The following is a 19,834-nucleotide window of genomic DNA, read 5'->3' on the forward strand; positions in this document are numbered from 1 at the left end:
TTCCTTTTTCTGTTTACACCATGACCTTGCAAATATTGTTCGTAAATTCCACAGGGTCCTGAATCGGCAGGCCTTCGATGAGAAGCGCCTGATTGTACAGAAGGTTTGTGTACAGGCTCAGCTTCTCTTTATCTTGTTCAAACGCGTCCTGCAGCGTTTGGAATACCTCGTGATTCGGGTTGATTTCCAGCACTTTTTCCGCCTTCACATTTTGGCTGTCAGGCATCGCGTTTAAGATTTTTTCCATCTCAATTGTCACTTCGCCGTCAGCAGCAAGGCAGACTGGATGTGATTTAAGCCGTTTTGAGATTCTGACGTTTTTCACTTTGTCTGACAGAATGTTTTTCATTTCCTCAAACAGATCCTTATACTTGTTTTCCTCTTCCTCGGACTGCTTTTGATCCTCATCCGTGTCTATGCCAAGGTCTCCGCTTGATACGGACTTGAATTCTTTTTCCTGATAAGAAGCCAGCATTTTAATTGCAAACTCATCAATGTCCTCAGTAAAGTAGAGGATTTCATAGCCTTTGTCCGCCACCATTTCCGTTTGCGGCAGTTTCTCAATGCGGTCGTAAGAATCACCGGTCGCGTAATAAATGTATTTCTGCTCCTCTGGCATTCTGGAAACATACTCGTCTAAGCTGACCAGTTTTTTCTCTTTTGAAGAGTAGAATAATAGGAGCTCCTTCAATTGATCCTTATTCGCGCCAAAATCATTGTACACGCCGAATTTCAGCTGTCTGCCGAACGACTTATAGAACGTCTCGTATTTCTCTCGGTCTTTTTTCAACAGGCTTTGCAGCTCGCTTTTGATTTTCTTGCTGATGTTTTTCGCGATCAGCTTCAGCTGGCGGTCATGCTGCAGCATTTCTCTGGAAATATTCAGCGACAGATCCTCAGAATCGACCATGCCCTTCACAAAGCTGAAGTGGTCCGGTAGCAGGTCTGCGCACTTATTCATGATCAGCACGCCATTGGAATACAGCTCCAAGCCTTTCTCATATTCCTTGGAATAGTAGTCAAACGGCATGTTTTCAGGGACGAATAGAATCGCGTTGTAGCGAACGGCTCCATCCACACTGATATGAACGTGTGTGAGCGGTTTATCAAACCCGTAATGCTTTTCAGCATAGAATTTTTCATAATCCTCATCTGTCAGCTCGCTTTTGTTTTTTCTCCAGATCGGCACCATGCTGTTGACCGTCTGCTCTTCCTGCACCTCTTCAAATTCATTTTCGCTGCCTTCCTTCGGCTTATTAATGGTTGTATCCATTTTGATCGGGTAGCGAATGAAGTCGGAGTACTTCTTGATGATCGCTTTTAAACGATATTCCTCTAAAAACTCGTCATAGCTATCATCTTCTGTGTTCTCTTTGATTTTCAGGATAATGTCTGTACCGACAGAATCCTTTTCACACGGTTCAATCGTATAGCCGTCTGCACCCGCAGACTCCCATTTATAAGCTTCTTCGCTGCCAAGCGCTTTACTGATGACTGTCACGACATCGGCAACCATAAATGCCGCGTAAAAACCGACACCGAACTGCCCGATAATGTCATGTCCGTCTTTCAGCTCGTTTTCCTTTTTAAACGCGAGGGAACCGCTTTTTGCAATTGTTCCAAGATGCTGTTCAAGCTCATCCTTTGTCATTCCGATCCCCGTATCAGAGATGGTTAATGTTCTCGCATCTTTGTCAGCTGCGACCTTTATGTAGTAACTGTCTTTATCAAACGTAAGCGCATCGTCCGTAAGCGCTTTGTAATAGATTTTGTCAATCGCATCACTCGAATTGGAGATTAACTCGCGCAGGAAAATTTCTTTTTGGGTATAAATGGAGTTAATCATCATATCCAGCAAGCGTTTAGACTCTGCTTTAAACTCTTTTTTTGCCACTCTTGATCGCTCCTTTACCATTATGTAAACCCTTTTCAGCATCTATTTATCACATAAGATGACAATTGTCAATTAGATTGATAGATGCATATATATGTAAATTTAACATTAGTTGGATTTGTTTTCACTCTTTTTCTCACTCATTCTCATAAAAAAGAGAGGCTTCATCATCCTCTCTTTTTTTCTGTGTCATTCCAGCGGCCAAACTCCCGCTTCATCCATATATGCACCGGGTAGAAAAACAAACCGAACGGTATTAAAAACAATAGATTATGCCATGAAGCATTCAGAAATGCGCTTGCAGTCACCGGAAACGTAATCTCTTGCAATAAAAAAGAGATGACAGTCAGCACAACAAATGCAGATGGAATGGTAATGAAGCAATAAAACTTGAGCTCCTTCTTATGCTGTACCTTCAAACATACAAACCTCCCAACAATTTCTAATTCATCTTAACATATGCTGGCCTTTCTTTTCTCGCATGTTTATCACTGCACATAGCGGGAAGACAAATAGAAAAAGGAGGTCTCGTATCATGGGAAGACTTGAAAACAAAACAGCAGTGATCACAGGCGCCGCGACAGGCATTGGGCAAGCGACGGCAGAGGTTTTTGCCAATGAAGGCGCGCGTGTGATCATCGGAGATATCAATAAAGATCAAATGGAGGAAACAGTTGACGCAATCAGAAAAAACGGAGGACAGGCCGAATCCTTTCACCTCGATGTGTCAGATGAAAACAGTGTGAAAGCATTTGCTGATCAAATCAAGGATGCATGCGGAACGATTGATATACTGTTTAATAATGCCGGCGTTGATCAGGAAGGCGGAAAGGTGCACGAATATCCGGTTGACCTGTTTGACCGCATTATCGCCGTAGACCTGCGCGGCACGTTCCTTTGCAGCAAATATCTGATTCCGCTCATGCTCGAAAAAGGAGGCTCCATCATCAATACCTCCTCCATGTCAGGCCGTGCCGCGGATCTCGACCGCTCCGGCTACAATGCTGCAAAAGGCGGGATCACGAACCTGACTAGAGCGATGGCGATTGATTACGCTCGAAACGGCATCCGCGTCAATTCTATCTCACCGGGCACGATCGAAACACCGCTGATTGATAAACTGGCAGGCACCAAAGAACAGGAAATGGGCGAACAATTCCGCGAAGCCAACAAATGGATCACGCCGCTCGGACGTCTTGGCCAGCCCAAAGAAATGGCAACAGTGGCCCTGTTTCTCGCGTCAGACGACAGCTCATACGTCACGGGAGAAGACATCACCGCAGACGGCGGCATCATGGCGTACACATGGCCTGGGAAGATGCTGATTGATGAGAAATGGAAGGAAGAAACGAAATAAGAGAGGGAGCCCCCTCTCTTTTTGTCTTTTAAAGCAATACAACCTTATACTTTTTCACATCCAAAAACTGCAAAAATTCCCTCGCGAGCACTTCAGGCGGATGCGCCTTTCCTTCATCCAGCCGATACAAAAGCAACCCAATAATCATTGCGGATACATAATGGGCATAAAGCTTTTTCTCTGCGTGAATATCAGTTTGCTGATGCAGATAAAACGATTCCAGCGCTTTGAACATATCAGGTATCACATGAGGAACACCCCATTCCCGATTGAGAAAATAGACAATGGGCATGTTTGACAAAGCAGAAAGCAGACTGGCGAGCGCCTTCTCCGCTTCCTTTAAGGAAAATTCATTCGGGCTGGAGGCAATCGTCAGGTGATTAATGATCTCCGCACATGATCGCTGTATCATGGTTTGGAGCAATTCCTCCTTATTGGCATAGTGATCATAAAAGGTTGCACGGCGGATATTGCTTTTCCGGGTAATATCCGAAATTGTGATGGCTGCATAGTCTTTTTTCTCCGCCAGCACGTCCAGAAATGCCTTCTGGAGCGCCTCTCTCGTTCGAACCACACGCCTGTCGATTTGCTTGTCCTTCTCTCGCTCTCCTGGCACAGCTTGTCCAAACAGCCAATAAAATCTCTTTTGAGAAACAAGCTCCCATACCTTTTGGCTGATAGCTTCTGGAGTCGCGGCTGCATCCTCATTCAGCCAATACAGGATAATCGCGTACGTGTACAAGGCCCGGTAATGTCCGTAAATTTCCCGTTCGATCGGCGTCAAATTCACATGGACCGGAGTCAGCAGAACATCCTGCTGAAACACATCCCTAAAAAAACGATGGAAATGCCCTCTGTTCATCATCACAGAAAAAAAGGATCGATGCTCATGAACAAAGGACAGCGTCGGATGCACCGTTTGCCGTTTTTTGTTCAAATGAAGGGTATCCATATGACTGAAGGCGTCAAAAAGCGCTTTGCCCAGTCCTTCCTTCATGTCTTCGATCACATCCTCAATGATTGAAAACTTATCCTCATAATAAAGGTAGAGCGATCCGCGGCTCACTTTGGCCTTCTCAGCGATTTCTTTCATTGTGATGTGTTGAATATCTCTTTCTTTCAATAAAGCCAGCAGCGCCTCTTTCACTTGAGCTTCGGCAGATTCCGGCACAAAAGACACCCCCAATCATTAGACAGATCTTCGATATATGTACGGTAACGTATAGATGGTTCACCGTTGTCTTTCTTACAGAAAAGGTACCACCTTATAATAGGTCCGAGAAAAGAAGAAAGCAAATGAGGGGGATTTTACAATGGAACAGCAAGTAAAGGACGACATCCAGCGTGTCTTTCAGCTTCAGAAAAAACAGCAAAAAGCCTTGCGCGCTTCAACAGCGGAACAGCGGAGAGAAAAGCTTCAACGCTTTTTAGATTCCGTCATCGCCCATGAAGAAGAAATCATCGAAGCGATCCGCAAAGACGTCCGCAAACCATATCACGAAGTCAAAAAAGCGGAAATCGAAGGAACAAAAAAAGCGATTAGAGATAATATGAATAACCTGGAACAATGGATGGCGCCTAAAGAAGTCGGTTCATCGTTAAGCCCTGACGCAAACGGAATTCTTATGTACGAGCCTAAAGGCGTCACACTCATCCTCGGCCCGTGGAACTATCCGTTTATGCTGACGATGGCGCCGCTTGCCGCTTCTCTCGCAGCCGGAAACAGCGCGATTGTGAAGCTGTCCGATTTCACGATGAACACGAGCAACATTGCCGCTAAAGTGATAAGAGACGCTTTTGATGAAAAAGAAGTCGCGATTTTTGAAGGAGAGGTTGAGGTGGCAACCGAACTACTTGATCAGCCGTTCGACCACATTTTCTTCACTGGAAGCACAAATGTCGGGAAAATCGTCATGACAGCGGCTGCCAAACACTTGGCATCTGTCACACTTGAGCTTGGCGGCAAGAGCCCGACGATTATCGACAGTGAATACGATCTGATGGACGCAGCGAAAAAGATCGCCGTCGGGAAATTCGTAAACGCCGGCCAAACCTGCATCGCACCTGATTACCTGTTCATTAAAAAAGACGTTCAGGACCGGTTCGCGGGGATTTTACAAACAGTCGTCAACGCTGGATTTATGGAGGATGATCATAACCCAGACCGCAGCAAATTTACGCAGATCGTCAATGACCGCAACTTCAACCGCGTCAAAGATCTGTTCGACGATGCCATCGAAAAAGGGGCGGAAGTGGTGTTCGGCGGCGTATTCGATGCCAGCGACCGCACGATCTCGCCAACCGTTTTGAAAAACGTCACGCCTGACATGAAAATCATGCAGGAGGAAATCTTCGCACCGATCCTGCCAATGATGAACTATGAAGACATCGACGAGGTCATCGATTACGTAAATGACCGCGATAAACCGCTTGCACTTTATGTGTTCAGCAAAAACCAAGACCTGATTGACAACGTCCTTCAGCACACGACATCAGGAAATGCCGCCATCAATGATGTCGTCGTCCATTTCAGTGACGTCAACCTGCCATTCGGCGGCGTAAACACAAGCGGAATCGGCTCCTATCATGGGGTATACGGATTCAAAGAGTTTTCTCATGAGAAGGGTGTATTTATTCAAGCCTCCAAATAATCGTAACGAAGAGAATCTGCATCATCTTGCAGGTTCTTTTTTTATCTTTATATCACCTAAATAAAGAGATTAAAAGTGATAAAATACCATTTTTACTACGAGACCAAACCCTGCAGCCTCTAACGTATAATATCCCAGAAAACTTCAAAGGAGTAAAATGATACATGGAAAAACCAGCAGGATTTTGGATTCGGGCAGCCGCCTCTATTATTGATGTATTTATTATAGCTATATTCTCTTTCATTATGATTTTCATTAACACCTTCATTGTGTTGCCACTCATTGATGCGGCAGGTACACACATGTCAGAAGCCCAATATGAGTTTTTCATGTTGATCATTGGCACAATCCCTGTTTTGGCCATCATATTTATTTTCGCTATTCTTTACTATAGCTTGCTGACTTCTTCAAACATGCAAGCAGCATTGGGAAAAAAACTCATGGGCATCATCGTTGTCAATCAGCATGGTGAGCGTATTTCTTTTTGGCACAGCTTCGGCCGTTTCTTCGCTTACACATTATCTAAGATCTTATATATCGGTTTTATCATGGCGGCCTTTCCCTCTAAACTGGCATTACATGATTATATTTGCGGGACAAAGGTTGTCTATAAAAATAAATATCTTGATTGATCAAAAAACAGGCTGCCGAGTTAACCTCGCCAGCCTGTTTTACTATTTCCCAAAAGCCATCAGCTTCGTATAACTTCCAATATAAAGCGTTCCGTCCTCAGCGAGCTGAGGAGAAGACACGACGTTGCTGTCGGTTTGATAGCTCCATAATTCATTGCCGTTTGCGTCTGCCGCATAAACCTTCATATCATCTGACCCGAAATACACCGTTCCCTTCGCGTCAATCAGCGGCGCCGTTCTGACAGGACCGTCTGTATAGAATGACCAGTTCATATCCCCGTTTTTGCTGATGGAAAACAGCTCGCCGCTTCCTGAGCCGATGTAGATATTGCCATTATGATCAATCGCAGGAGATGAGCTGGAGAACCCGTTTAACGGGAATGTCCATTTCAAACTGCCTGTTGATGTATAGGCATACAGCTGTCCGTCTTGGTTGCCGGCATAAACGTTGCCGTCCTTATCAATCACCGGATATCCTTTAAACGCATTTGACGTCGTTCTGGACCATTTCACCTGTCCGGTTCCGGAGTTGATCGCATAAAACACGTCATTATATGTGCCGACATACACGGTGCCGTTTTTGGCAAGCACCGGCACAGAGCTGACGACACCATTTGTTTTCAACTTCCAGCGCTCTGTCCAGGTTGATTTTGACGTCGGTTTGATCGCGTGAACATAATTATCAAGTGTTGAGAAATACAACGTCCCGTCTGAACCGATCACCGTTTCAGAGCTTGGCCCGCCGCTTAACGGAACCGTTGTTAAAATTTCTCCCGTTTCTTTGTCAATAAAATAAATCTTTTTGTCATAGGATGCCAAATAGATAACGCCGTTGGTCCCAAGTACAGGAGATTGCGTATATGTTTTTCCAAGATTGCCAGTCACCCATTTGACTGAGCCGTCTGGATTAAAGGCTTTCATTTCCCCGTCTCTGGAATGAAGATATACTGTGCCGTCTCCGTCAATCACAGCCCCCGCTCCATTTTGCGGAGTCGTTCTGATGTCGTTTTGCCATTTCAGCGTCCCGTCTGTATTTCCGGCGAACCGGCTTTCGCGTGACCAGTTAAACATGGCAGGCGCCATCGCTTGTACATCATATCTTCCTGGCAAAAAGCCAGATGCTCCATTATTTTGAGAAAACACCGTTTCCGCCGCATAAGCAGCTGTCGGCTGAAGCACTTTGGCAGTGGGCACATCAGAAACAGCGCCGGCCGAAACAGCCGCCGCCACCGCAGCTCCCGCAATCAAAGCTTTCATACCAAATGACTTGACCATCATTGAGACCCCCATTATATGTAACTTCTAATTTGTGACCATCATAACATATTCATCCATTTTATAAATCTATTTCACAAAACCATCACAAACTAGAAAACTATGTAAGTGTATGCGCAGACGTTTTTTCAGCACCCGGCCGAAATGCAGACACAAACCAAATGACGTTGACAGCAGCCGCAGCGAGACTAATTCCGAAAACAAAGATCACCTCAGAAAGCAGATGGTCACTAAAGAAACTAAACATCAAGATAAAACCGGCCGAAGACAAATGAATCAAAAGCCCGAAGCCGCAAAGCACCGCCATGACATACCTCATTGCATCGACTCCGAGCATATAAACGAGAAATGGAATGAAATACAATACAAGGATCATACCGACAGCTGACCACATGCCAACTGAATTAAACTGATTGGCCGCCGCTCCCGTTCCGGCCAGCGGCGAAAGTGAAGCCGCCACGATCACAGCGCAAAAAAGAAACGCAGAAATGGCTGTCATGATCGCCACGCTGTTTTTTCTAGACATCAAACTCCTCCTTAGATAGAAATATTAACCTTTTCATTATAAGAGAGCTGTGTAGAAAATTCATTATTTATTAAAAAATTCCAGAATGCATACACAAATGCTATGCTTCTTTCTAGTATATTTATATAGTAAAAAACAAAGGATAAAAGACTCATTTTTCTGTAATATCAGGATTTTATCACCATACCATATTGCATGTACTTGTTTTTCAAAGTATACTATTCCAGATTAATTCAGAGGAGAGAGAAAAATACATGGAAAAACCAGCAGGATTTTGGATTCGTTTTTTAGCTTATTTTATTGATGGCATTATTGTATCTGTTCCTAGTTATATTATTCTATTTGTGATCAATTCTGTTTTTGTAGCTGGGGCTGTGGCAACAAACCCTTACATGACGGAAGAAGAGTATTTAGTGAAATACATGACGCTTGCATTTTTGCCTACTATGCTGATCATGATCGTCATCAGTGTGTTATATTACGGGCTGCTCACAGCTTCTAAAATGCAAGGCACACTTGGCAAAAAAATTCTTGGCCTGAAAGTGGTCAATGAACAAGGCGAACGGGTTTCTGTCGGACAGGGAATTGGCCGTTACTTTGCCTATATCTTATCTGGAATCATCTTTTATATCGGGTTTATCATGATCGCCTTTGGAGAGAAAAAAGGCCTGCATGACATCATTTGCAAAACACGTGTCGTGTATAAATAATAGAAAAAAGTCTAGACGCCAATAGGCGTCTAGACTTTTGTTTTCTTTACAATAGGCTGCCACGACAGATACGTAGCGCTTCTCCACAGCCACTCAAACGGCCCCATCCGAAAGACACGAAGCCAAAGGTGGCTGAAGACCATTTGAACGGCACAAACAGCAATTGTAATGAGCACGCCCGCAGCAGGGTACACTTTTCCATACAGGCCCAAGCCGTAATGATAAAAAATCCAAGTACATACAATAGACTGCATCAGATAATTGGTAAATGCCATCCTCCCAACAGCGGAGAATGATTGCAGCACTGTTCTCACTCTTGTTTTATGATAAAGATAGACAACCGTTGTAACATAGAAAAACATGAGGAAAGGCGCGCCAATCAGCAGAAATAGTTCCTTTTCCGTTACACTGTACAGCACATGGGCGCCGATGCCGATGACAAGCCCAGCCATCCATAATCGTTTTAATCCTTTGCGATGCTTTTCCGGTCCATGCAAATACCGTGATTTTGCTGCCGCAGCTCCCAGCAAAAACATGCTGAAATATGGAATGGATGCAAAGAAAAAGTTGAGCGGATTATACGTAAGCATGCCATTCGAAGACATGTAAACAAGACGATCATGGATCCGCTGTTCTGCAATGTCCCTCAGGCTGCCGCTTCCATAAACATGAATCGCTTGTTTTGCTTGCTGTGTTACCGCTTGTACCCATTCCTGTCCGTTTGATTGATCAAAACTTGTCAACATGAACGGAATGGAAAACAGAAGATACAAAGAGACCGCCCATATCAGCAGTGTTTTCGGCTTTGCTTTTCGAAACAAGAGCAGGACAAAACCGAGCAGGGCATATTCTGTTAAAATATCCCCGTCCCATATCAAAAAGGCATGAATCGTTCCAAACAAGAGAAGCGCCATTAACCTTCTCACATATAACGGAACAAACCGTTTCCCTTTGTTTTCTGCTCTCTCCATCATGACAACCATGCCAAATCCAAATAAAAAGGAAAACAATAAAATACATTTTGTTTGAATGAAGAATTTCAGTATGTCTGCGGCGGCAAAATCAGCTTCAGACCACTTATCCATGAAAAAATTCTCTTTTCCAAGCATAGACAAATACATATCCGGATAACTAAAATGTGCCAGATTGACAAATAAGATGCCGAAAATCGCCATTCCTCTCAGCACATCAAGCACACCGATCCGCTCATTTGTTAAAGTCGGCTGTAATGAAGACATAGCCATCACGCTCCTTTTTTCTGTACCTTAAGGGTATGAAAAAATGAAGCGCGGAAACATCGATTTAGGTGTCAGGCCGGCATGAAAACCTTACAATCTTGTCATCTTTATGGTTTCATCACCTTTAAATCTAATGCTTCGATATTCTGCAAAACGCGATCAAAGCGCAAAGCCTGAGGCTCACATGGGAAGATGTGGCCTTCATACGGGTCGCCTAACGTCCGGAAAAACGGTTCAAATAAACCAGGAACCAATACGCCCACCATCTTTGTATAGTAAGAATCAAGGCGATAGGAGTGAACGGTATTTGCAGGGACATGCAGGAAATCTCCCGGATTCAGCTGAATTTCCTGGCCATCTGCCCACATCGTCATCTGACCTTCAAGGCAATAAAATGTTTCTGTATGATGTTCATGGTAGTGATCAACGATTCGGTCACCTTTAGGGCCTTCAGAGGATACGACGATAAACTGGCCATCTGTATTTTTTTGTGCAGCCACAATACGGTGAAGCTGATCTCCAGTCAACAGGCGATCTCCTTCTCCAGATTCAAGAACGTATGGAACCGCTCCATCTGGCAGCTCTGTAAGTTCCGCTAATTTGGCCGAACATGCAGGCTTTCCTTCATCTAGAAATACAATGTCCGCTACAGCGGCTGCTTCTGCAAATCGCTCGTTTGAGACTTCTTCGCTTGCGTACGGCGGATGTTCAGCGTGATCATACGGATTCCCAATAACGGAATACAAGTGCGCTACGTTTCCTTTCATCGTGTAAGATACCAGTCTTGTTCTGTGGCTCTGCATCCGGTAGCTGTGCGGTGTTCCCGCCGGAATGTTCGCATAATCACCTGATATTAATAAATAGCGTTCACCATCAAGTGTCAGTTCCAGTTTCCCGTCCAAAATGAGAATTCCTTCATGTGTGTCCTTGTGGACGTGAAGCGGAAAGGCATCTCCTTTTCCCCCGGAAAGAAGCACGATCTCAAACAAATCACCTGTGCTCCTCCCATTCGCCATCACCGTGGCAACCTGTCTGCCGAACAGATAGCGCTCGCCTTCTCCGCTCCGGAGCAAATAAGGCATTTTTTCTTTAGGCAATGAATGTGTACATAATGTTTTCATATTATCGCTTCCTCCAATTTAGACCAGTCTATATATTATCATTTATTTGTATAGACCGTTCTATATAATTGTAGGAGAAAGGATAACAAAATGCTACCCTTTTTTTCTCACCAGCACTGGTATTTGTTCGGCAATGAGAAGAAGAGGCGTTTTGTCTTTATTCGTTAACGAAAGCATGATGCCGCCCTCAATCATCGAATTAATCAGCGTTCCAAGCTGATTTGCTTCTTCTTCTGCAAATCCGTTTTCCATTAATTTTCTGGCAAAAACCGCTTCCCAGCTTTTAAACACCTTCATGCAAACCGTCCGCAGCGGTTCACTGATTAACGCTGTCTCACTCGCCAGCAAACCGACTGGAATACCTTTAATGCTTTCTGTGTTATCAAATTGGCTGGCTGTTTTTTTGATAAAAAGCTGAATCGCTTCAACAGGATCAGAGGATTCATCCATGCTTTGCTGTATCAGATGTTCAACGATCTTACCTGTATATGTAACCGCTTCAATTGCTAATTCTTCTTTGCCATTCGGAAAAAAGTGATAAAGCGATCCCTTAGGAGCACCGCTTTCTTTTACAATCTGGTTCAAACCTGTCGCGTGATATCCTTGCAGCTGGAACAGACGTGACGCCGTGTGAAGGATTTTTTCACGTGAATCTCCTCTGCTAGTCATTAAAACATTCCCTCCTAGGTATGGTAGAGCGACTTATATAATATAAAAAAGAACCCCGTGAATGTCAAAAGGGGTAAGACCCTCCCGGATGGGGTAATGTACAAAAACAGCGTCTAGGAGGGATCTCTCAATGACAATCGATCATTCAGTCACGAATACAGAGCAGCTTGAACGACAAAACCCCGCCATAAAAACAAAGCTCAAACTGAAAAAGCTTAAGGATCAGGTGATCGTCATTACTGGCGCTTCAAGCGGAATCGGACTTGTCACGGCGAGAATGGCAGCTGAAAAAGGCGCAAAGGTCGTGGCAGCAGCACGAAATGAAGACGCGCTGAAGGAGCTCACTGATGAACTTAAGGAAAAAGGGCACGACGCCATATGGGTAAAGGCGGATGTCGGAAAAGAAGAGGACGTCAACCGCATCGCAGAAACCGCGATCAGCACATTCGGCCGCTTTGACACATGGGTCAACAATGCGGCCGTCTCGACTTTCGGACATGCCATGGACGTCACCGTCGAAGACATGAAGCGCATGTTCGACACAAATTTCTGGGGACCTGTTTACGGAACAAGAGCGGCTGTCAAACACTACACCGGCAGAGGTGTGCCGGGCGCACTCATTAATGTAGGAAGCCTGTTCGGAGACAGGGGAACGGTCATTCAATCCACATATGCGTCTGCCAAATTTGCGCTTCACGGCTGGACGGAAAGCATCCGAATGGAGCTCGAAAAGGAACAGGCGCCCGTCTCGGTAACGCTCATCCACCCGGGCAGAATTGACACACCTTATAACGAGCATGCGCACAGCTACCTCGACAAACAGCCGGCTCATTACCGCTCCATGATCTATCCACCGGAAGCAGTCGCCGAAGCTATCCTGTTTGCCGCCGAACACCCTAAGCGCGACATGTACATCGGCTCAAAGGCCAAAGCTATCGCCATGCTGGGCGCGCTTTTCCCTCGTCTGACCGACAGACTGATGGAAAAAATCATGTATCACAGCCAGCATGCCGAAAGACCGTCCAAACCGCGAGAAGAAAGCGCTCTTTATGATGCGGGCTGCGGTATGCATGACAGAGGCACAAATAAAGGATGGATGAGGTCAAGAAGCTACTACACAAAAGCGACGAAGCGCCCCATTGTATCGGCGGCTGTTGTTGCCGGACTAGTGGCTTGGGCTGCCGCCAAACGATGCAGATAATCTCTGACCATAAGAAAAACCCATGCTGTTCCAGCGAACCATGGGTTTTTCAGCAGTTAATCGATAAAAGCCTTGTTCATACGCTGCAGCAGCTCGCCAAACATCTCTTTTTCCTGTGTTGACCATTCTTTCAGCATCTGTTCATAACGTTCAAGGCGCTTTTGCTGATCGGCTTTTAATAGTTGTTTGCCGAGTTTTGTAATGGTAAACAGGCTGACTCTCCCATCAGACGGGTCTGAGAAACGATAGATGAGCTCCTTTGCCTCTAATGCAGCTGCTTGTCTTGAAAGAGTAGAAATATCAAGCTTAAACGATTCTGCCAATTCCTTAACACGAGCAGGGCCAAACTCATCCAATTGTCTCAGTAATAAGTACGAAGATCTCTCCAAATTCCCTGTTCTTTTCTCTGATTGATCCAGATAAACAGCTCTCCTGATAAAAGTCGTCAGCTCATATTCAATTAATTCAACTGGATTTTGATTTTGCAATCGCTCTCGCTCCCTATTCCAATCTCCGGCATTGACAACATCATATATACTTGTATAATACAAATGTACATTAACTGAATAAATACAAGTCGTTATATGAATAAATCAATCATTATACTTGTATAGTACAATCATATAAAAAGAAAGTAAAGCGATTCCTCAGAACCATCCTAGAAGCAAGCACCAGAAAGGAGGAAGCTGTTCTGATTGGAGAGCAGCACTTGATGTGAAAGTCATACGAATTATCTTGCAAGTGTTGATATTATATGTATTTTTTATGATCGGGGAAGCCATTCAGCATCTGTTTCATTTACCCGTGTCAGGAAGCATCGTTGGATTGGTATTGCTTCTGATCTGCTTGGGCCTCCGTATTGTTCCCGTCTCCATCATTGAAGACGGAGCAGGGTTTTTATTATCCTTCCTTCCATTGTTGTTCATCCCGGCAATGACAGGAGTGATAAACTATCCGTCTCTCATTTCATTCAATGGCCTGATGCTGCTGATTACAGTCGTTCTGAGCACCATCGTCACGATCATTGCGGCTGGATTCGCCAGCCAGCTATTAGAGAAAAAAGCTAAAAAACGGGAGGAGAAAGAGAAATGCAGCAAGCATGTATCGCGATCATTATAATTCTTTTAACAGTTGCCGCTTATTTAGCGATGGTCAAACTCTATAAGCGATTCCCGCTTCCATTTCTGATCCCTGTTCTGACAACGACCATTTTGATTGTAGCGGTTTTGATGATGTTCCATGTTTCCTATGAAGGCTATATGATCGGGGGGAAATGGATCAATTCTTTGCTTGGGCCGGCTGTCGTGGCACTGGCCTATCCGCTTTATAAACAATGGCATATCATTGTCAAACATTGTGTTCCCATTTTAGGCGGCGTCCTGGTCGGATTATGCATGGGAATGATCAGCGGGCTGATCTTCGCAGAAGCATTCGGGATTGATCATGATCTCTTATTATCCATTCTGCCAAAGTCGATCACAACCCCTGTCGCTATTCAGATCGCCGCCGGTCTTGGCGGCGTCCCTTCCATGACAGTCGTATTTGTCATGATTGCGGGCTTTTCAGGCGTCATCCTCGGGCCTCTTTTCCTAAAATGGCTTCGCATACGCAGTTCCCTTGGACAAGGCATTGCATTAGGCAGCGCCTCCCATGCACTGGGTACCTCCAAAGCGTTGGAATATGGGGAATTGGCCGTATCCATGAGTTCCGTCTCCATGACGCTTTGTGCGGTGCTCGGCTCATTCTTCGGCCCGCTCGTCGTCTGGCTGTTTCATATTTAACAAAGAAAGACTGCCCCGGGGGAGGGCAGTCTTTTTCGTTTAAGAAGCAAAAAAATCAATCAGCGGCTGAAAGTCCTTAGATAAATCAACGTCATTCGGCTCTGCTTGAAGCAGGCGGTCAATCATGCGCTCCAGCTCCTCAACATCATTCTTATCTGTATATTCAATGAAGTTTAAGCTTTCAAGCCAATCCCGGTATGAATGTTTGGCTTTGCCATAGCTGTTTCCAAAGACAAGGCAAGGTGTTTTGGTGATAATCGAGAAAATCATCGCGTGAAGGCGGTCGGTAATCACCAATTTACTGGAGCCGATGCGGTCCAGCATCTCCATAAAATGCTTTTCACGATCAGCGTAATCGATGGTGTCTACCGTATCCAGCACCGTATCGGTACGCTCTGTGTAAGTTGTTTTTTCTGCCCATTGCTTCATCTGTGAAATAAAATCTTCGTCAGTCACTTTCTCCTTATCCGCTCTTAAAATAAAGAGAACGCCGTCCCGCTCGAGCTCTCGCGGCACAATATCCAAGGAAAGCACCATGTCCGGTGTAAAGATCACATTGGAGTTGAAGGTCTCTTTCACAACATCCAGTGTTTGCGTCTCACGCGTAGCAATCGTTAAGTTTGTATTTTGATGGTACGCATCCTGTGTTTTTTTCTTTTCCTTCTGTCCTTCCTCTGTATCCTCAAAATAAACGGATTGTGGCAGAGAAATTGATTTGTAGTCTTTAAACGCCGAAAAGACCTTTCTTCTGTCTTCCTCAATATCAAGATAAAGGTTTCCTAAATTCCCTCCGCCTGTAAAGCAGACAATATCGTCTTCACGAATGATCTCCTTCACCAGTTCAATGCCCTCATCCGTCGCATAATCCATAATCTCAATGTATTCATAATACGGAAAATGATTTTTGACAAATTTCTCTTCCGCATACGCAATCGCTTGGTCGCCAATGTTTGTGTAACTAGGGGAACCAAACAAAAATACTTTTCGTTTATCATTTAACAGAGCTTCCGGCTCCACATTTGGCGCAATGCCTTTTACTAGTTTTTTGCCTTTGATTTCTTGTACAGTCATATCTGCGTCCTCCTTCTGGGATGAATTCCTCATTGTGTGTTAACTGTCTCTACCCAAAAAGGAGGATGGCTATGCATTGGCATGTGCATCGGCTATATCAGAAACATCGTTTTCGCCAATTTGATAGACGCTGCAATGTCCCGCGCCGTTCTTTCCATATATTCCGCGGCATGTTCAAACGCGTCTTCTAGCGGCACGGCTCCGGGGACGATGCTGAAAAGCGCATCGATCCCGTGTTGATAGACGGCATTACTGTCTCGGGAAATTGATCCCGCAATGCCGATAACGGGCACATCGTATGATTTAGCCGCCTTGGCCACCCCGATCGGTGTTTTTCCATGAACCGTTTGGCTGTCGATTCGTCCCTCGCCGGTAATCACAAGATCTGCATCCTGAACGATACTTTCAAAATCAATCGCATTAAGGACAATATCAATGCCTCTTTTCAGGTCAGCCTGAAGATAAGTCAGCAGGCTCCATCCAAGACCGCCCGCTGCACCGGCACCCTCTGTATCTCGGAAGGTTGATCCGAGCTCTTTTTCTGCCATATCAGCGAAATGGCTTACGTTCTGTTCTAGTACATCCAGCATGTCGGCCGTCGCGCCTTTTTGCGGTCCGAAAACAGCCGTAGCACCCTTTGGTCCTGTTAACGGATTGTCCACGTCACAGGCAACTTCCAGTTTGACATTCCGCAATCTGGAATCAAGCCCGCTCACATCTATTGATGCAAGCTGAGATAACGCGCCGCCCCCTGGACCAATCTCGCTGCCTGAGTTATCAAGAAGCCTTCCGCCCAATGCCTGAATCATCCCGGCTCCCCCGTCGTTCGTGGCGCTTCCGCCGATTCCGATGATCAAACGCTCCGCTCCTGCATCAAGAGCTGCCTCGATTAATTCTCCCGTTCCCCTTGTTGTAGTGATGAGCGGATTTCGCTTATCTACAGGCACCAGATGCAGCCCTGAAGCAGCAGCCATTTCAATCACAGCTGTTCTCCCATCTCCCATCATGCCAAAGAAAGCTCTCACCGGTTCCCCCAGCGGCCCTGTGACAACTTGCTCTATGATCCTTCCGTTGGTCGCATCGACTAGAGATTGAACGGTTCCCTCGCCGCCATCCGCCACCGGCAATTTTCTGTAATCAGCACCCGGAAAGACCGATTTGAAACCTCTTTCTATCGCTTCGGCTGCCTCCAGAGCTGATAAGCTTTCCTTAAAAGAATCAGGTGCAATGATGATTTTCATCCAAATCGCCTCTTTCAAAACATGATTCACTTATGCTAGTTATCTCCAATGTACCATATTCCATTTAGAAATAAATACCATAATGATTGGGAAAAATTTTATTAAAAATTAGAAATGAAAGTGTTTGCATAAAAGAAATATTCACGTTATCATACTTGTATACAAGTATACTTCTTGAGTGAGGAAGGTGAGTGTATGCTAGACTCCAAAGACCTGTTGTATCCCGCAAAATGGCTCTCAAAAGCGTCAACCGGGGTTCGTGTCGCATACGAGCTGAGAATGCGGATCGTTTCAGGCCTAATTGAAAGCGGTACCATTTTATCAGAAAATACAATCGCCGCCGAGTTTTCAGTAAGCCGTTCGCCGGTTCGCGAAGCGCTAAAAATACTCGCATCCGAAAAAATCATCCGCTTAGAACGAATGGGAGCGGTCGTAATTGGTTTAACTGAGAAGAAAATCGCGGAAATTTATGATGTGCGGTTACTATTAGAAACATTTGTCTTTGAACGGCTTGTCAAAATAGACATTGAGCCTTTAGTTAAGGATCTCAGCAAAATTCTTGAAATGATGAAAGTCTCAATCAAATATGAGGATGCTGACGAATTTTCATTTCAAGATGTGCTGTTCCATGAAACGATTATCCGAGCGATTGATCATTCATACATTCAGATGATCTGGAACAATCTAAAACCCGTCATGGAAAGCTTTATTCTTTTATCGATGCGGGTACGGTTAAAGGAAAAGTATGAAGACTTCACAAGGATTTTAGATAACCACGAGCTTTATATTCAAGCCATCAAAACAAAGGATAGGGCGCTGATGATTCAGTCTCTTCACCAAAACTTTGATGATGTGCAGGATAAGGTAGAAGACCTATGGCTCTCACAACAAATGCTGGCAAAAGGAGCTGAATACAACAATGACTAGTTATATGTTAGGAATCGATATCGGCACGACAAGCACAAAAGCTGTGCTGTTCAGTGAAAACGGAGATGTGGTACAGAAAGAAAGCATCGGCTACCCGCTCTATACACCGGACATCTCAACAGCTGAACAAAACCCGGAAGAGATATTTCAGGCAGTCATCCATACAACAGCGAGAATTACAAAACAGCATCCCGAAAAACAGATCTCTTTCATTTCGTTCAGCAGCGCCATGCACAGCGTCATTGCAATCGACGAAAATGACAAGCCGCTGACGCCATGCATCACATGGGCCGACAACCGAAGTGAAGGCTGGGCGCATAAGATCAAAGAGGAATTGAACGGACATGAGGTGTACAAACGGACGGGAACACCGATTCATCCGATGGCACCGTTAAGTAAAATTGCCTGGATCACGAATGAACGGAAAGAAATCGCTTCCAAGGCAAAAAAATATATCGGCATCAAAGAATACATTTTTAAACAGCTGTTCAATGAGTATGTCATCGATTACTCATTGGCATCAGCGACAGGCATGATGAACCTGAAGGGCTTGGATTGGGACGAAGAGGCACTGCGCATCGCAGGCATCACGCCGGATCACTTATCCAAACTCGTGCCGACAACCGAGATCTTTCAGCACTGCAGCCCGGAAATTGCGATCCAGATGGGAATCGATCCGGAAACGCCTTTTGTCATCGGCGCCAGCGACGGCGTGCTGTCCAACCTCGGAGTAAACGCCATTAAAAAGGGCGAAATCGCCGTCACCATCGGTACAAGCGGTGCCATCCGGACGATTATTGACAAGCCGCAAACCGATGAAAAAGGGAGAATTTTTTGCTATGCCTTGACGGACAAGCATTGGGTTATTGGGGGACCTGTGAACAATGGGGGCATCGTCCTTCGCTGGATCAGAGACGAGTTTGCCTCCTCCGAAATCGAAACAGCGACACGGCTGGGCATTGATCCATATGACGTGCTGACGAAAATTGCCCAACGCGTCAGACCCGGTTCTGACGGTCTGCTGTTCCACCCATATCTCGCCGGAGAACGCGCTCCGTTGTGGAATCCGGATGTACGCGGCTCATTTTTCGGCCTGACCATGTCGCATAAGAAAGAGCATATGATACGCGCGGCATTGGAAGGCGTCATTTACAACCTGTACACGGTGTTCTTGGCGTTAACTGAATGCATGGATGGCCCGGTAACCCGCATCCAAGCGACAGGGGGTTTTGCAAGGTCGGAGGTTTGGCGCCAAATGATGTCGGATATCTTCGAATCAGAGGTTGTCGTTCCGGAAAGCTACGAAAGCTCATGTCTCGGCGCCTGCATTTTAGGCCTGTATGCAACAGGAAAAATCGATTCTTTCGACGCCGTGTCCGACATGATCGGCAGCACATACAGACATACGCCGATCGAAGACTCAGCCAAGGAATACAGAACATTAATGCCGATTTTCATCAATCTATCAAGATTATTAGAAAATCAATATACACAAATTGCAGATTATCAGAGGGGCTTAATCACACACAAATAGTACATG

The 19,834-nt window shown here is 45.2% G+C and carries 20 protein-coding genes; 9 read left to right on the plus strand and 11 right to left on the minus strand.

Annotated elements, in window-relative coordinates:
* Positions 1-13 precede the first annotated feature (13 nt).
* Both htpG and MHH82_RS36165 read right to left on the minus strand, forming a co-directional pair.
* The gene (htpG, locus tag MHH82_RS36160) at positions 14-1,894 is read right to left on the minus strand and encodes a molecular chaperone HtpG (RefSeq protein ID WP_049140855.1); all 1,881 of its coding nucleotides are present in this window, start codon (positions 1,892-1,894) and stop codon (positions 14-16) included.
* A gap of 167 nt (positions 1,895-2,061) precedes the next feature.
* Positions 2,062-2,313 (minus strand): hypothetical protein, encoded by a 252-nt coding sequence (locus MHH82_RS36165; protein WP_014481429.1) that lies wholly within the window; start codon positions 2,311-2,313, stop codon positions 2,062-2,064.
* 116 nt (positions 2,314-2,429) lie between these two features.
* On the opposite strand from MHH82_RS36165, the gene MHH82_RS36170 reads away from it, so the two are divergent.
* Complete coding sequence (locus MHH82_RS36170; RefSeq protein ID WP_069323024.1) at positions 2,430-3,251, plus strand: SDR family oxidoreductase; 822 nt, start codon at positions 2,430-2,432, stop codon at positions 3,249-3,251.
* Positions 3,252-3,279: 28 nt separating this feature from the next.
* Here MHH82_RS36170 and MHH82_RS36175 read toward each other — a convergent pair whose 3' ends face one another.
* Positions 3,280-4,422, minus strand: a complete 1,143-nt coding sequence (locus MHH82_RS36175) for a TetR/AcrR family transcriptional regulator (protein ID WP_072175860.1) — start codon at positions 4,420-4,422, stop codon at positions 3,280-3,282.
* Between the two features lie 142 nt (positions 4,423-4,564).
* Here MHH82_RS36175 and MHH82_RS36180 point away from each other — a divergent pair, with 142 nt between their 5' ends.
* Positions 4,565-5,902, plus strand: a complete 1,338-nt coding sequence (locus MHH82_RS36180; protein WP_021481042.1) for an aldehyde dehydrogenase family protein — start codon at positions 4,565-4,567, stop codon at positions 5,900-5,902.
* Between the two features lie 164 nt (positions 5,903-6,066).
* A complete protein-coding gene (locus tag MHH82_RS36185) occupies positions 6,067-6,534 on the plus strand; it encodes an RDD family protein (RefSeq protein ID WP_064671720.1) in 468 nt (155 codons plus the stop codon).
* Between the two features lie 42 nt (positions 6,535-6,576).
* On the opposite strand, the gene MHH82_RS36190 is transcribed toward MHH82_RS36185, so the two are convergent.
* Both MHH82_RS36190 and MHH82_RS36195 read right to left on the minus strand, forming a co-directional pair.
* On the minus strand, positions 6,577-7,809 hold the full coding sequence (locus MHH82_RS36190) for an outer membrane protein assembly factor BamB family protein (RefSeq protein WP_072175861.1): 1,233 nt from the start codon (positions 7,807-7,809) through the stop codon (positions 6,577-6,579).
* Between the two features lie 100 nt (positions 7,810-7,909).
* A complete protein-coding gene (locus MHH82_RS36195; protein WP_021481044.1) occupies positions 7,910-8,335 on the minus strand; it encodes a DUF5391 family protein in 426 nt (141 codons plus the stop codon).
* A gap of 254 nt (positions 8,336-8,589) precedes the next feature.
* Here MHH82_RS36195 and MHH82_RS36200 point away from each other — a divergent pair, with 254 nt between their 5' ends.
* On the plus strand, positions 8,590-9,045 hold the full coding sequence (locus MHH82_RS36200; RefSeq protein WP_015250840.1) for an RDD family protein: 456 nt from the start codon (positions 8,590-8,592) through the stop codon (positions 9,043-9,045).
* Positions 9,046-9,074: 29 nt separating this feature from the next.
* On the opposite strand, the gene MHH82_RS36205 is transcribed toward MHH82_RS36200, so the two are convergent.
* From MHH82_RS36205 to yxaF, 3 genes are all read right to left on the minus strand, one after another.
* The gene (locus MHH82_RS36205; protein ID WP_015715030.1) at positions 9,075-10,283 is read right to left on the minus strand and encodes a DUF418 domain-containing protein; all 1,209 of its coding nucleotides are present in this window, start codon (positions 10,281-10,283) and stop codon (positions 9,075-9,077) included.
* Between the two features lie 107 nt (positions 10,284-10,390).
* Complete coding sequence (qdoI, locus tag MHH82_RS36210; protein WP_015715031.1) at positions 10,391-11,404, minus strand: quercetin 2,3-dioxygenase; 1,014 nt, start codon at positions 11,402-11,404, stop codon at positions 10,391-10,393.
* A 93-nt stretch (positions 11,405-11,497) separates the two neighbouring features.
* The gene (gene yxaF / locus MHH82_RS36215; RefSeq protein WP_003227022.1) at positions 11,498-12,073 is read right to left on the minus strand and encodes a transcriptional regulator YxaF; all 576 of its coding nucleotides are present in this window, start codon (positions 12,071-12,073) and stop codon (positions 11,498-11,500) included.
* Positions 12,074-12,203: 130 nt separating this feature from the next.
* Between yxaF and MHH82_RS36220 the strand changes: the two genes are divergently transcribed.
* A complete protein-coding gene (locus MHH82_RS36220) occupies positions 12,204-13,274 on the plus strand; it encodes an SDR family oxidoreductase (RefSeq protein WP_072175862.1) in 1,071 nt (356 codons plus the stop codon).
* Positions 13,275-13,330: 56 nt separating this feature from the next.
* Here MHH82_RS36220 and MHH82_RS36225 read toward each other — a convergent pair whose 3' ends face one another.
* The gene (locus MHH82_RS36225; RefSeq protein ID WP_003243994.1) at positions 13,331-13,762 is read right to left on the minus strand and encodes a MarR family winged helix-turn-helix transcriptional regulator; all 432 of its coding nucleotides are present in this window, start codon (positions 13,760-13,762) and stop codon (positions 13,331-13,333) included.
* Between the two features lie 226 nt (positions 13,763-13,988).
* Here MHH82_RS36225 and MHH82_RS36230 point away from each other — a divergent pair, with 226 nt between their 5' ends.
* Together MHH82_RS36230 and MHH82_RS36235 are read left to right on the plus strand one after the other, a co-directional pair.
* Complete coding sequence (locus MHH82_RS36230) at positions 13,989-14,393, plus strand: CidA/LrgA family holin-like protein (protein ID WP_009968420.1); 405 nt, start codon at positions 13,989-13,991, stop codon at positions 14,391-14,393.
* Entirely contained in the window at positions 14,363-15,055 is a 693-nt protein-coding gene (locus MHH82_RS36235) for an LrgB family protein (RefSeq protein ID WP_014478506.1), read from the plus strand. Before MHH82_RS36230 ends, MHH82_RS36235 begins: the two co-directional genes overlap by 31 nt.
* 39 nt (positions 15,056-15,094) lie before the next feature.
* Here MHH82_RS36235 and MHH82_RS36240 read toward each other — a convergent pair whose 3' ends face one another.
* Positions 15,095-16,126: a polysaccharide pyruvyl transferase family protein gene (locus MHH82_RS36240; RefSeq protein WP_072175863.1), complete on the minus strand. Its 1,032-nt coding sequence runs from the start codon at positions 16,124-16,126 to the stop codon at positions 15,095-15,097.
* Between the two features lie 92 nt (positions 16,127-16,218).
* On the minus strand, positions 16,219-17,367 hold the full coding sequence (locus MHH82_RS36245; protein ID WP_049140845.1) for a glycerate kinase: 1,149 nt from the start codon (positions 17,365-17,367) through the stop codon (positions 16,219-16,221).
* Between the two features lie 195 nt (positions 17,368-17,562).
* Between MHH82_RS36245 and gntR the strand changes: the two genes are divergently transcribed.
* Together gntR and gntK are read left to right on the plus strand one after the other, a co-directional pair.
* Positions 17,563-18,294, plus strand: coding sequence for a gluconate operon transcriptional repressor GntR (gntR, locus tag MHH82_RS36250; RefSeq protein ID WP_003243132.1), 732 nt, complete (start codon positions 17,563-17,565; stop codon positions 18,292-18,294).
* Positions 18,287-19,828 (plus strand): gluconokinase, encoded by a 1,542-nt coding sequence (gntK, locus tag MHH82_RS36255; RefSeq protein ID WP_072175864.1) that lies wholly within the window; start codon positions 18,287-18,289, stop codon positions 19,826-19,828. The genes gntR and gntK overlap by 8 nt, the downstream gene beginning before the upstream one ends.
* Positions 19,829-19,834 lie beyond the last annotated feature (6 nt).

This window comes from Bacillus sp. FSL K6-6540, from assembly GCF_038007545.1.